We start from the raw sequence: 15,318 nt of genomic DNA, 5'->3' as shown, positions 1-15,318 counted from the left end.
GCCCCACCGTGTCCCGCTTTCCGCCCTTCATGTCCCGATTTCGGCGACCAGAAGGAGCGGGAACGACGGAAATCGGGACATGCAGGTGAAATGGCGCACCACGCCGCGCCGGCGAGAGGCGCAGCCCCAGACGACGCTGCACCAGAAGACGCAGCACATGACGAAGGAGTCCCCATGCAACAGCTGACCCGCGACGTGGTCATCGTCGGCGCCGGCGCCGCAGGCCTCACCGCCGCCAACGAGCTGAAGAAGGCCGGCCTGTCGGTGGTGGTGCTCGAGGCGCGCGACCGCGTCGGCGGGCGGCTGTGGACAGACGTCATCGACGGCGCGATGCTCGAGATCGGCGGCCAGTGGGTGTCGCCCGATCAGGAGGCACTGAAGGAGACGATCGCCGAGCTCGGCCTCGAGACCTACAGCCGCTACCGCGAGGGCGACTCCGTCTACGTCAACGAGGCGGGCGAGCTCACGCGGTTCACCGGCGAGATCTTCCCCGTGCCGCCGGCGACCGAGAAGGCGATGGTCGGGCTGATCGAGAAGCTCGACGCGATGGTGGCCGAGGTCGACCCCGACAAGCCGTGGGAGCACCCCGACGCCGAGGCGCTCGACCGCATCTCGTTCGAGGCGTGGCTGGAGGAGCAGACCGACGACCAGGAGGCGCGCGACAACATCGCGCTCTTCATCGCCGGCGCGATGCTCACTAAGCCCGCCTACGCCTTCTCCGCACTGCAGGCCCTCCTCATGGCCGCGAGCGCCGGCAGCTTCTCGAATCTCGTCGACGCCGACTACATCCTCGACGAGCGCGTCGTGGGTGGCCTGCAGCAGGTTCCCCTGCTCCTCGCGGAGCGGCTCGGCGACGACGTCCTGCTCGGACAGCCTGTGATCGAGGTCAAGACCGACGACGACGGCGTGACGGTCGTCACCGACGGCGACGTCACCGTGCGGGCGCGCTTCGTGATCCTCGCCCACGCCCCGATCCTGTACCCGTGGATCGACTTCGACCCGCCCCTCCCGCGGCTCAAGCAGCAGATGCACCAGCACATCTCGATGGGCTTCGTCATCAAGGTGCACGCCGTCTACGACCGCCCGTTCTGGCGCGAGCAGGGCCTGTCGGGCACCGCCTTCAGTCCCTACGAGATCTCGCACGAGGCGTACGACAACACCAACCACGGTGACGAGCGCGGCACTCTCGTGGGCTTCGTCTCCGACCGCAACGCCGACGACCTGTTCCGCGTCTCGGCCGAAGAGCGCAAGGCGCGCATCCTCGAGTCGCTGTCGCACTACTACGGCGAAGAGGCCAAGAACCCGATCGTCTACTTCGAGAGCGACTGGGGCGCCGAGGAGTGGACCCGCGGCGCCTACGCCGCGAGCTTCGACCTGGGCGGCCTCGCCCGCTACGGCGCCGATCTGCGCACGCCGGTCGGCCCCATCCACTTCGCGTGCAGCGACATGGCCGGCGCCGGCTACCAGCACGTCGACGGCGCGATCCGCATGGGCCGCCTCGTCGCGGCGAACATCGTGGAAGAGACCCGCGCATGAGCCGCCGCATCGTCGTCGGGTACACGGCGACCGACGCGGGGCGCGACGCGGTCGCGCTCGGCGCCCGCTTGGCACAGGCATCCGATTCCTCGCTCCATCTCGTCGTGGTGCTCCCCGGCGAGGAGCGCAGCGTCATCACGCCGCCCGACGCCGGCTACGACCGCTACCTGCGCGAGCAGGCCGAGCGATGGCTGACGGATGCCGGGGCCGCACTGCCCGCCGCGATCAGGGTCCGCACGCACGTGCGCTTCGCGGAGTCGTTCGCCGAGGGGCTGCTCGACTCCGCTCACGACCTGAGCGCCTCGCACATCGTCGTCGGCGCCGCCAACGGCGGCCTCCGCGGACGCCACCGCCTCGGCACCGTCGCGAGCGAGCTCCTGCACTCCGCCGACGTCCCCGTCGTGCTCGCCCCCGAGGGCGCGCGCCGGATCGACCCCTCCAGCGGCATCACGCGCATCACCGCGGCGATCGGCCTCCGCCCGGGCGCCGACGTGCTGCTCCAGGAGAGCATCGCGCTGGCGGAGTCCACCGGCGCCGAGCTGCGCCTCGTGTCGCTCGTCGCGATCGACCTGCCCGCCGGGATCACGTCCAACGAGTCGGCCGCCATGCACGCCGACGAGGTGTTCGTCCACGCGCGCAGCGCGCTCCCGAAGGGCGTGCAGGCCGAGGCGGTCGTCGGGCTCGGCGACAGCATCGAGGACGCCGTCTCGCACCTGAGCTGGGAGCCGGGCGAGATCGCCGTCGTCGGCTCGAGCCGTCTCGCGCGGCCCCGCCGCCTGTTCCTGGGATCCACGGCGGCGAAGATGCTGCACGAGCTTCCCGTGCCCATGATCGTCGTGCCCCGCACGCGCAAGAAGAAGGGGGCGAGCTCGTGAGCGATCAGCGCAGCACCGAGACGTTCACCGGCGAGCCCGTCACCGGGACGCTGTCCAAGAAGGGGCTCAGTGCCGGCACCGTCGGCATGATCGGCGCCGTCGTCATCGGCATCTCGACGATCGCCCCGGCCTACACGCTCACGGCGTCGCTGGGGCCGACGGTCTCCGAGGTCGGGTTCCAGGTGCCGGCCATCATCATCCTCGGCTTCATCCCGATGCTGCTGGTCGCCCTCGGCTATCGCGAGCTCAATCGCGTCATGCCGGACTCCGGAACGTCGTTCACGTGGGGCGTGCGCGCCTTCGGGCCCTGGATCGGCTGGATGACGGGCTGGGGCCTCGTGGCGGCGACCGTGCTCGTGCTGTCGAACCTCGCGGGCATTGCGGTCGAGTTCCTCTTCCTCCTGATCGACCAGCTCGCGGGAAGTCCCGGGTGGATCGCCGAGCTCGCCTTCGACCCCTTCATCAACGTCGCGGTGTGCCTGCTGTTCATGGCGGGCGCGACCGTGGTCTCGTATCGCGACCTGCAGACGACGCAGAAGCTGCAGTACGTGCTGGTCGGCTTCCAGGTGCTCGTGCTCGTCGTCTTCTCGATCGCGGCGCTCGTGCACGTCGCCAACGGCACGGCGTTCGACGCCAGCCCCGTCGAGCTGTCGTGGTTCAACCCGTTCGCCATCCAGCCGACCGAGACGCTGGACGCCTTCGGCGCCGCCGTCGCGGGCCTGTCGCTGTCGATCTTCATCTTCTGGGGCTGGGACGTCGTGCTCACGATGAACGAGGAGACGAAGAATCCCGAGAAGACGCCCGGCCGTGCCGCCACCGTCACGGTGCTGATCGTCGCCGGCCTGTACCTGCTGATCTCGATCTCGCTGCTCGCCTTCGCGGGCGTGGGCGGAGGCGAGCTCGGCCTCGGCAACGAGGACATCCAGGGCAACGTGTTCTTCTATCTCTCCGGCCCGGTGCTCGGGCCGCTGGCCTTCCTCGTGTCGCTGGCCGTGCTCACCAGCTCCGCCGCGTCGCTGCAGTCGACGGCCGTCGGGCCTGCCCGCACGCTCCTGGCGATGGGCCACTACAAGGCGCTTCCGGACCGCTTCGCCCGGGTGAGCCCGCGGTTCTTCACCCCGGGGTTCGCGACCATCGTGTCGGCGGTCGTCGCGTCGGTGTTCTACGCCGTGATGCGCTTCGTGAGCGAGAACGTGCTGTGGGACACGATCACCGCGCTCGGCATGATGATCTGCTTCTACTACGGCCTCACCGCCTTCGCGTGCGTCTGGTACTTCCGCAGGCAGTGGTTCGACTCCGCGCGGATGTTCTTCTTCGCCTTCCTGTTCCCGCTCGTCGGCGGACTGATCCTGGCGGCGCTGTTCTTCATGACCCTGCGCGACAGCATGGACCCGGACTACGGCAGCGGATCCAACGTCGGCGGCGTCGGCCTCGTCTTCATCCTCGGAGTCACCGTCATCCTGGCGGGCATCGTGATCATGATCTGGCAGGCGATCAAGCGTCCTGCTTTCTTCCGCGGCGAGACACTGAGTGTGGAAGCACCGGAAAGCCTTCGACGTACACGCCGCTGAGCGGCAGACTGTCACCACCCACCCGATCGGAGAGAGAACACCATGAGTGAGTACGCCGTCGTCAACCCCGCCACGGGCGAGACCCTGGCCACGTACCCGACGATCACCGACGACGCCCTCGAGGCGGTCATCGCCGGAGCGGATGCCGCGTACCGCACGTGGCGGCACGCGCCGGTGTCCGACCGCGCGGCGCGCATCCGCAAGGTCGCGGAACTGCACCGCGAGCGCCGTGACGAGCTCGCCGCGATCATCGTGCGCGAGATGGGCAAGCCCCTCGAGGCGGCCCTCGGCGAGGTCGACTTCGCAGCCGACATCACCGAGTACTACGCCGACCACGCCGACAAGATCACCGGCGACCAGCCGATCGACATCGACGGCGAGGGCACGGCGGTGATCCGCCGCTCGGCGCTGGGCCCGCTCCTGGGCATCATGCCGTGGAACTTCCCCTACTATCAGGTCGCCCGCTTCGCGGCGCCGAACATCGTGATCGGCAACACGATCATCCTCAAGCACGCCGGTCAGTGCCCCGAGTCGGCCGCGGCCATCGAGAAGATCTATGCGGATGCCGGTCTCGGCGACGGCGTGTACACCAACGTGTACGCGTCCAACGAGCAGGCCGCGGCGATCATCGCCGACCGTCGTGTGCAGGGCGTCTCGGTGACCGGCTCCGAGCGCGCCGGCGCCGCGGTCGCCGAGGTCGCCGGACGCAACCTCAAGAAGGTCGCGCTCGAGCTCGGCGGATCCGACCCGTTCATCCTGCTGTCGACCGACGACCTCGACGGTGCGGTGCAGGCCGCGGTCGACGCGCGCCTCGACAACACGGGCCAGTCCTGCAACGCCGCGAAGCGCTTCATCGTGGTCGACGGCCTGTACGACGAGTTCCTCGAGAAGTTCACCGCCAAGATGAGCGAGGCCAAGGTCGGCGACCCGTTCGCCGAAGACACCGTCCTCGGTCCGCTGTCGTCGCTCACGGCGGCCGAGCGCCTGGCAGAGCAGGTCGACAAGGCCGTCGAGCAGGGTGCGACGCTCGTGGCCGGCGGAACGCGCGACGGCGCCTACTACCCGGGCACCGTGCTCACGGGGGTCACGAGCGACATGGACGCATACCGCGAGGAGTTCTTCGGACCCGTCGGCGTCGTCTACAAGGTGGCCGACGAGGACGAGGCCGTGCAGATCGCCAACGACACCAGCTTCGGCCTCGGGTCGTACGTCTTCACGACCGACGAGGACCAGGCCGCGCGTATCGCCGACAAGATCGACGCCGGCATGGTCTACGTCAACGTCGTGCTCGCCGACGAGCCCGGCCTGCCGTTCGGCGGAGTGAAGCGCTCCGGCACCTCGCGCGAGATGGGTCTCCTGGCCGCCGACGAGTTCGTCAACAAGAAGCTCATCCGCGTCGGCGCCTGACGCCGAGCGCCCCGAGCGCCCGGCGCTGGGCGCCCGAGACAGGGGATCGCGCTCGAGACGGGGACCTCGTCCCTCGTCTCGGCGAGGTCCCCTGTCCCGCGTCCGGTCAGCCCGTGCCGCGGACCTCGGCCAGCGCGTCGTCGGCCCACTGCACCTGCTGCGGCGTGCCCCAGCGGGACGCGGCATCCCTCGCCTTCTCGAACTCGGCGACGGCGTCGTCGACCCTCCCGGCGTCGTGGTGCGCCCAGCCGGCGTTGTTGTGCAGTGAGACCAGCCAGCGGAGCGTCCGGGGATCGGTCGTCGGGTCGAGCACCTCGATCGCGCGGTCGGTCCACTCGGCGGCGTGAGCCGGGTCGGCGATCGCGAGCATGTGCAGCGCGTCGACCCGCAGGAAGGTGAGATCAGCGGATGCCGCGGCCTCGGCCGCCTGTGCGAACAGCGCGGCCGCGGCTGCCGGATCCCCCTCGGAGTTGCGCAGGCGACCGCGCTCCAGCGCGACGCGCACGGCGACCTCGGGGGCGACGATCGGCGTGGTGCTCAGCAGCATCTCGGCGTCGTCGAAGCGCTCCTGCAGCCCCAGGGCGCGTGCGACCTGCGTGGCGAGCTCGGCGCGGGACGCGGCATCCGTCTCCGCCTCGGCGGCAGCCCGCAGGCGCGCCTCGGATCCGGCCGCATCGCCGAAGTCCCACAGCTCGTCCAGCAGCGCCTGCGAGAGGGTCATGGCGGCATCGTAACCCGCACGGCGGGCTACCGCGCAGAGGGCCGCGGAGAGAGGATGGAGGCATGGCAGACACATCGGACCCCGTCGTCGCGCTGACCGAGGATCAGTGCTGGGAGCGACTGCGCACGCAGGAGCTCGGGAGGCTCGTGACCCACGTCGCCGACGTGCTGGACATCTTCCCCGTGAACTACGTGGTCGACGGTGAGACGCTGCTCTTCCGCACCGCGCAGGGCAGCAAGCTGTTCGAGCTCACCGTCAACGACGAGGTGCTCTTCGAGGTGGACGATCACACGGATGCCGACGCGTGGAGCGTCATCGTCCGCGGGCGTGCGCATCCTCTCGACACCTCCGACGAGGTCCAGCGCGCCGACGGACTGGGGCTCAAGCCGTGGATCCCCACGCTCAAGTACACGTACGTCCGCGTCGAGGCGACCTCGCTATCCGGCCGGGCCTTCGAGCGCTCGCCCGAACCGGACCGCTACGGGGTCCAGCAGTACTGAGCGGATTCGCGGGGCCTCCGACCATGCCGTACACTGGAGCGTGCAGTTGAAGTCTGCATTCTTTCGCCGTGCCCGTCATCCGGGCAGGCTCTCCATCGCTCAGGTGACGGGGGAGAACGCGGGCTTCAGAGGCCTCCGGGCCTCTAGGGCGGTAGCTCAATTGGCAGAGCAGCGGTCTCCAAAACCGCAGGTTGCAGGTTCGATTCCTGTCCGCCCTGCGCGTCAGCGCAACGCCGGCAAGACAACGTCGGCGGTTGACAACACAGTGAGTCGGCCCACGCCGACGCACGGAAGGTAATCAGGTGGCATCGATGGTTCAGGACGAGCCGACGGGCGAGGTCGTCCCCGCGGGCGGCGCACCGCGCGAGAAGAAGCCGAACGTCTTCGCGCGGATCGCTTTGTTCATCCGTCAGGTCTTCGCCGAGCTCCGCAAGGTCGTCACGCCGACGCGCCAGGAGCTGCTGAAGTACACGGCGGTCGTGCTGGGCTTCGTCGTCATCATGATGGCGATCGTCTACGGCCTCGACGTGCTGTTCGTGTGGATCGCGGCGTACGTGTTCGGAGTTCCGGGCGCCGCCTGAGCCGCCTAAAGGTCCCGAGCCACACAACGGGCCACGCGGATGGGGTCGAGTCCCACCGCGGACGAAACGGAAGAGAACGCAGTGTCTGAAAGATTCTTCGACGACGCCGACTGGGCGACGGCGGCCGAGCAGTCCTCCGAGGACGACGAAGCCCAGGAGGGCAACGTCCTCGCCGAAGAGGACGCCGCGAACACCGCGGCCGAGCACGTCGCCATCCACATCGTCGACGACGCTGCGGCAGAAGACGACGCCGACCTGGACGACATCGACATCGACGACCCGGAGGCAGACGCCATCGTGAACGACGCCCTGAACCTCGACCAGGCCTCTGAGACCGAGGCTGCGGCCGAGGTGCTCAACGACTCCATCGCCGAGGAGGTCGCCGAACTCGAGGCCGAGGCCGCCGAGGAGGTCACCCCCTACGACGGTCCCGACGTGAACGGCGACGAGGACGAGTCCGACGACGGCTCCGACGACGAAGACGACGACGAGGACCCCTACGAGGCGTTCCGCGCCGAGCTGCGCACCCTGCCGGGCAAGTGGTACGTCATCCACTCCTACGCCGGCTTCGAGCGCAAGGTGAAGGCCAACATCGAGCAGCGCAAGTCGACGCTCGAGGTCGAGGACGACATCTTCCAGGTCGAGGTCCCGATGGAGGACGTCGTCGAGATCAAGAACGGCCAGCGCAAGATGGTCACGCGCGTGCGCATCCCGGGCTACGTGCTCGTGCGCATGGACCTCAACGAGGACACGTGGTCGGTCGTGCGTCACACGCCCGGCGTCACCGGCTTCGTCGGCAACGCCCACAACCCCACGCCGCTCCGCTTCGAAGAGGCCTTCAACATGCTGAAGAGCCTCGTCGAGGTCAAGGAGACCGCGCCCGCCAAGGCCGGCGCCGCCAAGAAGGGCGCCGCGGCTGCCACGCGCGTCATCCCGGCCGAGGTCGACTTCGAGGTCGGCGAGACCATCACGATCAAGGAGGGCTCGTTCGCGGGTCTTCCCGGCACGATCAGCGAGATCAAGCCCGAGAGCGGCAAGCTCACGGTCCTCGTCTCGCTGTTCGAGCGCGAGACCCCGGTCGAGCTGTCGTTCGACCAGGTCACCAAGCTCTAGCATTCTCCGCGAAGCGCCCCGCCCTCGGCGGGGCGCTTCGTCGTTCCCGGGCGTGGGTGCGGGCCAGGGGCGCGCGCGGTACGCGTCCTCCCTGCGGATCCCGCACGCGTGCGGAGCCGACGAGCGCATCGGGTAGACTTGGACGGTTGCGAGCATGTCTCGCGACGATCCACCACCACCTCCGGGGTCAGCCCGGCTGTGGAAGCGCGCCCGTCCGGGCGCACGACAAGGAGAGAAAGAATGGCACCGAAGAAGAAGGTGACCGGCCTGATCAAGCTTCAGATCAACGCCGGTGCAGCCAACCCGGCGCCGCCGATCGGCCCCGCGCTCGGTCAGCATGGCGTCAACATCATGGAGTTCTGCAAGGCGTACAACGCCGCGACCGAGTCGCAGCGCGGCAACGTCATCCCCGTCGAGATCACCGTCTACGAGGACCGCAGCTTCACGTTCGTTCTGAAGACCCCGCCGGCCGCGGAGCTCATCAAGAAGGCCGCCGGCCTGCAGAAGGGCTCGCCGACGCCGCACACGACCAAGGTGGGCAAGCTCACCAAGGAGCAGGTGCGCCAGATCGCAGAGACGAAGCAGCCCGACCTGAACGCGAACGACATCGAGGCCGCCTCGAAGATCATCGCCGGCACCGCCCGTTCCATGGGCATCACGGTCGAGGACTGAGGGGGATAGGAAACATGGCTACCAAGTCCAAGGCCTTCCAGGCCGCTGCCGCCAAGATCGAGGCGGACAAGTTCTACACGCCCACCGAGGCCGTCGCCCTCGCGAAGCAGACCGGTTCGGCGAAGTTCGACTCGACCGTCGAGGTCGCGCTCAAGCTCGCCGTCGACCCGCGCAAGGCGGACCAGATGGTGCGCGGCACCGTCATCCTCCCGCACGGCACCGGCAAGACCGCCCGCGTCATCGTGTTCGCGACGGGTCCGGCCGCTGAGGCCGCGATCGCCGCGGGTGCCGACGAGGTCGGTGGCGCCGAGCTCATCGAGAAGGTCGCCGGCGGCTGGACCGCGTTCGACGCGGCCGTCTCGACGCCCGAGCTCATGGGCCAGGTCGGTCGTCTGGGTAAGGTGCTCGGCCCCCGCGGCCTCATGCCCAACCCCAAGACCGGCACCGTGACCCCCAACCCGGCCAAGGCCGTCGAGGAGATCAAGGGCGGCAAGATCGAGTTCCGCGTCGACAAGCACGCCAACGTGCACTTCGTCGTCGGCAAGGCCTCGTTCTCGGCCGAGCAGCTCGACGAGAACCTCGCCGCTGCGCTCGAGGAGATCATCCGCCTCAAGCCGTCGAGCTCGAAGGGCCGCTACATCCAGAAGGGCGCCGTGTCGACCACGTTCGGCCCCGGCATCCCGCTGGACGTCAACTCCCTCTGAACGACGTGATCGCCTCGGGGCGTCAGCCGCGAGACTGATTCGCACGAAGGGCCCCACCTCCGGGTGGGGCCCTTCGTCGTTCGTCGAGGACCTCGCGTCTTGCGGCCGGTGCGCGCGCGGCGCTACGGTTCCCCCGATGCGGGCGCACCCCGTCTGGCCCTCGGCCTCGGCGCCCGCGGGGGAGCGCGATGGACGCGACGGCACTCGAGGCCGGACGCGCCGCCGCCGCGCAGCGGCGGTGGCGCGAGGCGCGCGACCGCCTGGAGGAGGCGCGGGCGACAAGCCCCGGCGGCCTCGAACCGCACGATCTCGAACTGCTCGCCACCGCCGCGCTCCTGCGCGGGCGCACGGCGGAGGCCGTGGACGTGATGACCTCGGCGTACGACCTCCACCTGCGGGGCGCGGACACCGTCGGCGCTGCGCGCACCGCGGGATGGCTCGCGCTGGAGCTGCTCGAGATCGGCGACCTGCCGCTGAGCGGGAACTGGATGGCGCGCGGACTCCGTCTTGTGGCGCGGCTGGAAGGCGAGGATGCCGTCGGCGGGAGGGTCGCGCTGGTCCCGGCCGCCCTCACCGGGCTCTTCGTCGGCGACTTCGACGAGGCGATGCGCAAGTTCGACGAGATCTCGGCCATCGCCGCGAGGACGGGTGACCGTGAACTCGCCGCGCACGCCGCGTTCGGAAGGGGCAAGTGCCTCACCACCATCGGTCGCACGGCAGAGGGACTCGCGAGCCTCGACCGCGCGCTCGCGGCGGTGCAGGACGGCGACGTGTCGGCGCTGTGGACGTGCGTCTTCTTCCGCGTCATGCTCGACGTCGCACACGAGTCGTTCGACCTGCGGCGCGCTGAGCGGTGGACGGAGGTGTTCGAGCAGTGGTGCGCCGGCCAGCCGGAGCTCGTCGCCTATGCCGGGCAGAGTGCGGCGTATCGCGCGCAGATGCTCCTGGTGCGCGGGAAGTGGGAAGCCGCGGCGGTTGCCGCCGGCGTGGCAGAGGAGCGACTGCGCGCCGGCGACTTCACCGCCGGCTATGTCGCGAACTACCAGCTCGCCGAGCAGCGACGACTGCGCGGGGAGTACCGTGCCGCCGGCGAGCACTACCGACGTGCGGCGGCGACGGGCTGGGACCCGCAGCCGGGGTGGGCGCTGCTGCGCGCGGCCCAGGAAGACGCCGCGGGCGGGCAGACGATGCTGCGACACGCACTCGCGGGAGCCGACGAGGGCACGCGCCGGCGGCTCCTTCCCGCGCTCGTCGACGTGGAGCTGGCCGCGGGCGATGTGGACGCGGCGCGGCGTGCGTCGCACGACCTCCAGACGCTTCGAGGCGACTTCCCGACGCCGCTCCTCACCGCGGTCGCCGCGACAGCCGCTGCGCGCATCCGCCTCGCTGACGCCGACGCGACAGGTGCGCTCGAGGTGGCGTCGACGGCGCTCTCGACATGGTCGTCGCTCGATGCGCCGTACGAGGCGGCCCGATGCCGGACGTTGCGCGGACTGACGCTGCGTGCGACCGGCGACGAGAGCGGGGCGATCGCCGAGTTCGAGGCTGCCGGCCGGGTGTTCGCCGACCTCGGCGCGCGGCCGGCGCTCGCCGAGGTCGACCGGCTCATGGGCCGACGCACCGCCGGCGAGCTCACCCCGCGGGAGATCGAGGTCCTCCGGCTGGTCTCGACCGGGCTCACCAACCGCGGCATCGCCGGTCGCCTCACCCTGAGCGAGAAGACGGTGGCACGCCACCTGAGCAACATCTTCGCCAAGCTCGGGCTCTCGTCGCGGTCGGCGGCGACCGCGTACGCCTACGAGCACGGGCTCATCTGAGGGGTGGCGCCCGCGCGTGCATACCCCCTACGACCGGACGTCTGCATAATCCTGCCCACGCGTCCGTGATCGGGAGATGGGCGATAGTCCCGAAGCGGTCGCGGCGCGCCCGCCCGTACGTTCGGAGACGTGGACATCCCTCTCATCGCCGGCACGATTGCGACCGTGGTCTTCGCGGTCAGCAACCTGCCGATGCTGCGCAAGGCGCTGCGCACGCGAGACGTGTCCTCCTACAGCCTCCCGAGCATGATCATGATCAACGCCGCCAACGCCGTCTACTCGCTCTACGTCTTCACCCTGCCGTTCGGCCCCATCTGGGGCCTTCACACGTTCTACGTGGTCTCCTGCGCGATCATGCTCGCCCTGTGCCTGAGGCAGCGGGGCGCCACGGTCGCCGTGGTGCCGGACCGCAGGCGTGCCCGCCGGCTCGTCCGTGCGGGCCGGGCGTCCGACGCGTAGCGTCGACCGTATGGCCCCGACACTGCCGCAGCTTCTCGGAATCGACACCCCGATCGTCCTCGGGCCGTTCGGGGGTCTGTCGTCGATCGAGCTCACCGCCGCCGTCAGCGCGATGGGCGGGCTGGGGTCGTACGGCCTCTACGGTTACAGCGCCGAGCGCATCCGCGACACCGCAGCGCAGCTGCGGGCGGCGACGGATCGCCCCTTCGCGCTGAACCTGTGGCTCCCCGCCGGCGACGAGGTGACGCCCGCCGACGTCGACCTGGGCCCGGCGATCGCGGCGATGGCGCCGCTCTACGAAGCAGCGGGGGCACGTCTGCCGGACGCGCCCGAACGGTTCCTCCCCGACGTCGACGCGCAGCTCGAGGCCGTGCTCGATGCCCGCCCCGCGGCCCTCAGCGTGGTGTTCGGCGTGCCGGGCCCGGATCTCGTGGCGGCGGCGCGGGGGCGAGGCATCCGGATCATCGGCACGGCCACCAGCGTCGCCGAGGCGGTCGCGCTCGCGGACGCGGGTGTCGATGCCGTCGTCGCGACGGGAGCGGAGGCGGGCGGGCACCGCGTCTCGTTCCTCCGGCGCCCGGAGGACTCGCTCGTCGGCACCTTCGCCCTCGTGCCGCAGGTCGCCGACGCCGTGGACGTGCCGGTGATCGCCGCGGGAGGCATCGCCGATCGGCGCGGAGTCGCCGCGGCACTCGCGCTCGGTGCCGCCGGCGTCCAGGTGGGCACCGCGTTCCTCCGGACGCGCGAGTCGGCGGCGACCGACGCGCACCGCGCGGCGATCGCGTCTGCGGCCGACAACGACACCGTGCTCACGCGTGCCCTGAGCGGCCGGCTGGCACGTGGCATCCCGAACCGTGCGATGCGCGATCTCGAGACGAGCGGGATCGTGCTGCCGTTCCCCGCGCAGAACTGGCTGACCGGCATCTTCCGGGCGGAGGCGGCGAAGCGGGGCGACGGTGAGCTCGCCTCGCTGTGGGCGGGTCAAGCCGCAGGGCTTGCCCGAGCGGATGCCGCGGCTGAGGTCTTCGCCGAGCTCGCGGCCGGCTTGCCGACGTCGACGTGGACCGGCAACGAAGCGTAACGCTGTGGAATGGTTCTCATAACGGTGTGTTCTACTTGAAGAGCCCCGGGACGCACGACGACCTGCTGGGCTCTCCTATTCATCCACACCAGGAAATCCGCCATGCCACGCCGCAGTCTCACCGCCATCGTCCTCGCCGCCACCGCAGCACTCGCCCTCTCGGCGTGCAGCTCCGCCGGCACGCCCGCACCCTCCGGCTCCGCCGAGGGTGACGACTTCGGGCTCGTCACCGAGGGCACGCTGACCGTCGCCACCGAGGGCACGTACCGGCCGTTCACTTTCCACGACGAGACGGGCGAGCTCGTCGGCTTCGACGTCGAGATCGCCGAGGCCGTCGCCGACAAGCTCGGCCTCGAGGTCGTCTTCCAGGAGACGCAGTGGGACGCGATCTTCGCCGGCCTCGACGCGGGCCGCTTCGACGTCATCGCCAACCAGGTGTCGATCAACCCCGAGCGCGAGGAGCAGTACCTCTTCAGCGAGCCGTACACGGTCTCGTCCGGCGTCATCGTCGTCCCCGAGGACGACGACGCGATCGCGAGCTTCGAGGATCTCGACGGCAAGACGACCGCGCAGTCGCTCACGAGCAACTGGTACGAGCTCGCCGAGGCGAGCGGTGCGACTGTCGAGGCCGTGGAGGGCTGGGCGCAGGCCGTCGCCCTCCTTCAGCAGGGTCGCGTCGACGCCACCGTCAACGACAACCTCACCTTCCTCGACTACGAGAAGACCGACGGCCCGACCGGCCTGAAGATCGCCGCCGAGACCGACGAGCCGAGCCTCAGCGCCTTCGCGCTGACGCAGGACAAGGAGGCCCTCGTCGCCGCGATCGACGAGGCGCTCGCCGAGCTCCGCGAAGAGGGAGTGCTCGCCGAGATCAGTGAGAAGTACTTCGGGGCGGACGTCACGGAGTAGAACTTCCGACGTGCCCGCCATAGCGTGGGCGGGCGGCGGCTCAGGCCGCCGCCCTGTCGGAAGGATCATCGATGCATGACACCTGGTCGCTGATCGGTGCCCTGCCGTCCTCGATCGGGACGGGGGTCGCCGACTCGGGCGACGACGTCTGGACGCTCGTCGCCGACTCGTTCTGGCCCCTGCTGTGGGCGGGACTCACGGCGACGATCCCGCTCGCGCTGGCGTCGTTCGCGCTCGGTCTCGTGATCGCGCTCGGCATCGCGCTGCTGCGCCTGTCGTCGAATCCGGTGCTCTCCGGGATCGCCCGGTTCTACATCTCCGTCATCCGGGGCACGCCACTGCTGGTGCAGCTGTACGTGATCTTCTACGGCCTCCCGTCGATCGGGCTCGTCATCGATCCGTGGCCGGCGGCCATCATCGCCTTCTCGCTCAACGTCGGAGGCTACGCGGCCGAGATCATCCGCGCGGCCATCCTGTCGGTGCCGAAGGGGCAGTGGGAGGCCGGGCACACCGTCGGCTTCTCGCAAGGTCAGACGCTCACTCGGATCGTGCTGCCCCAGGCGGCGCGCGTGTCGGTGCCGCCCCTGTCGAACACCTTCATCTCGCTCGTCAAGGACACGTCTCTCGCGTCGCTGATCCTCGTCACCGAGCTCTTCCGCCGCGCTCAGCAGATCGCCGCGTTCACGTACGAGTTCATGGTCATCTATCTCGAGGCCGCTCTGATCTACTGGATGTTGTGTCTCGTGCTGTCGGCCGGGCAGAACGCCCTCGAGAGGAGGCTGGACCGCTATGTCGCCAAATGAGGTCTCCGGCGCCGACGCGCTGGCGCCGCCGTCCCCTGCCGACGATCGCCCACTGCTGACGGTGTCGGGCCTGACCAAGAGCTTCGGATCGAACCGCGTGCTGGACGGCGTCGACTTCGAGGTGCGACGGGGCGAGGTCGTCGCCCTCATCGGGCCGAGCGGTTCCGGGAAGACCACGGTGCTGCGATCGCTCAACGGGCTGGAGACCCCCGAAGCCGGCACGGTGGCGTTCGAGGGCGGTCCGTCGATCGACTTCGCCCGCCCCGTATCGAAGGCGGACCGCATCGCCCTTCGCGATCGCTCGGCGATGGTCTTCCAGCACCACAATCTCTTCCCGCACCGCACCGTCCTGCAGAACGTCATCGAGGGTCCGGTCCACGCGCACAAGGTCGCCAAGGCCGAGGCGACCGCTCGCGCGGAGGCGCTTCTCGAGCGCGTCGGCCTCGCCGACAAGCGGGACGCCTACCCCTTCGAGCTGTCCGGGGGTCAGCAGCAGCGCGTGGGCATCGTGCGTGCGCTGGCGCTCCAGCCCGCGCTGCTGCTCTTCGACGAGCCGACGAGCGCGCTCG

The 15,318-nt window shown here is 70.0% G+C and carries 16 protein-coding genes and 1 tRNA gene; 16 read left to right on the top strand and 1 reads right to left on the bottom strand.

All coding sequences use genetic code 11. The features are described from left to right. The first annotated feature begins 174 nt into the window (after positions 1–174). The 4 genes from OB08_RS03025 to OB08_RS03010 are packed head-to-tail and all read left to right on the top strand — an operon-like array spanning position 175 to position 5,389. Positions 175–1,536, top strand: a complete 1,362-nt coding sequence (locus tag OB08_RS03025) for a flavin monoamine oxidase family protein (protein WP_461471974.1) — start codon at positions 175–177, stop codon at positions 1,534–1,536. Then, complete coding sequence (locus OB08_RS03020; protein ID WP_461471972.1) at positions 1,533–2,411, top strand: universal stress protein; 879 nt, start codon at positions 1,533–1,535, stop codon at positions 2,409–2,411. Before OB08_RS03025 ends, OB08_RS03020 begins: the two co-directional genes overlap by 4 nt. Continuing rightward, complete coding sequence (locus OB08_RS03015; RefSeq protein WP_461471970.1) at positions 2,408–3,982, top strand: APC family permease; 1,575 nt, start codon at positions 2,408–2,410, stop codon at positions 3,980–3,982. Before OB08_RS03020 ends, OB08_RS03015 begins: the two co-directional genes overlap by 4 nt. A 42-nt stretch (positions 3,983–4,024) precedes the next feature. Further along, positions 4,025–5,389 carry an NAD-dependent succinate-semialdehyde dehydrogenase gene (locus OB08_RS03010; protein ID WP_461471968.1) on the top strand — a complete coding sequence of 455 codons (1,365 nt, stop codon included), beginning with the start codon at positions 4,025–4,027 and terminating at the stop codon, positions 5,387–5,389. Between the two features lie 106 nt (positions 5,390–5,495). On the opposite strand, the gene OB08_RS03005 is transcribed toward OB08_RS03010, so the two are convergent. Beyond that, positions 5,496–6,110: a hypothetical protein gene (locus OB08_RS03005; RefSeq protein WP_461471966.1), complete on the bottom strand. Its 615-nt coding sequence runs from the start codon at positions 6,108–6,110 to the stop codon at positions 5,496–5,498. Positions 6,111–6,172: 62 nt separating this feature from the next. Here OB08_RS03005 and OB08_RS03000 point away from each other — a divergent pair, with 62 nt between their 5' ends. The 12 genes from OB08_RS03000 to OB08_RS02945 form a co-directional block, all read left to right on the top strand. Further along, entirely contained in the window at positions 6,173–6,610 is a 438-nt protein-coding gene (locus tag OB08_RS03000) for a pyridoxamine 5'-phosphate oxidase family protein (protein WP_461471964.1), read from the top strand. Between the two features lie 145 nt (positions 6,611–6,755). Continuing rightward, a tRNA-Trp gene (locus tag OB08_RS02995) sits at positions 6,756–6,828 on the top strand. 93 nt (positions 6,829–6,921) lie between these two features. After that, positions 6,922–7,191, top strand: coding sequence for a preprotein translocase subunit SecE (gene secE / locus OB08_RS02990; protein WP_461472082.1), 270 nt, complete (start codon positions 6,922–6,924; stop codon positions 7,189–7,191). 81 nt (positions 7,192–7,272) lie between these two features. Further along, complete coding sequence (gene nusG, locus OB08_RS02985) at positions 7,273–8,304, top strand: transcription termination/antitermination protein NusG (RefSeq protein WP_461471962.1); 1,032 nt, start codon at positions 7,273–7,275, stop codon at positions 8,302–8,304. Positions 8,305–8,544: 240 nt separating this feature from the next. Next, complete coding sequence (gene rplK, locus OB08_RS02980; protein WP_056121761.1) at positions 8,545–8,976, top strand: 50S ribosomal protein L11; 432 nt, start codon at positions 8,545–8,547, stop codon at positions 8,974–8,976. A 14-nt stretch (positions 8,977–8,990) separates the two neighbouring features. Next, positions 8,991–9,680, top strand: a complete 690-nt coding sequence (gene rplA, locus OB08_RS02975) for a 50S ribosomal protein L1 (RefSeq protein WP_461471960.1) — start codon at positions 8,991–8,993, stop codon at positions 9,678–9,680. A 188-nt stretch (positions 9,681–9,868) separates the two neighbouring features. Beyond that, entirely contained in the window at positions 9,869–11,497 is a 1,629-nt protein-coding gene (locus tag OB08_RS02970) for a LuxR C-terminal-related transcriptional regulator (RefSeq protein ID WP_461471958.1), read from the top strand. A gap of 129 nt (positions 11,498–11,626) precedes the next feature. Beyond that, the gene (locus tag OB08_RS02965) at positions 11,627–11,956 is read left to right on the top strand and encodes a hypothetical protein (protein WP_461471956.1); all 330 of its coding nucleotides are present in this window, start codon (positions 11,627–11,629) and stop codon (positions 11,954–11,956) included. Positions 11,957–11,966: 10 nt separating this feature from the next. Then, positions 11,967–13,037 carry an NAD(P)H-dependent flavin oxidoreductase gene (locus tag OB08_RS02960; RefSeq protein ID WP_461471954.1) on the top strand — a complete coding sequence of 357 codons (1,071 nt, stop codon included), beginning with the start codon at positions 11,967–11,969 and terminating at the stop codon, positions 13,035–13,037. Between the two features lie 102 nt (positions 13,038–13,139). Continuing rightward, complete coding sequence (locus OB08_RS02955; protein ID WP_461471952.1) at positions 13,140–13,946, top strand: amino acid ABC transporter substrate-binding protein; 807 nt, start codon at positions 13,140–13,142, stop codon at positions 13,944–13,946. A gap of 71 nt (positions 13,947–14,017) precedes the next feature. Continuing rightward, positions 14,018–14,749: an amino acid ABC transporter permease gene (locus tag OB08_RS02950; RefSeq protein ID WP_461471950.1), complete on the top strand. Its 732-nt coding sequence runs from the start codon at positions 14,018–14,020 to the stop codon at positions 14,747–14,749. Continuing rightward, a partial coding sequence (locus tag OB08_RS02945) for an amino acid ABC transporter ATP-binding protein (RefSeq protein WP_461471948.1) occupies positions 14,736–15,318 on the top strand: 583 nt, incomplete at its 3' end. The genes OB08_RS02950 and OB08_RS02945, both read left to right, overlap by 14 nt.

Source organism: Microbacterium sp. HJ5 (assembly GCF_054824025.1).
The sequence above is the reverse complement of the archived record's forward strand: the minus strand, read 5'-3'. Positions and strand labels throughout refer to the sequence as shown.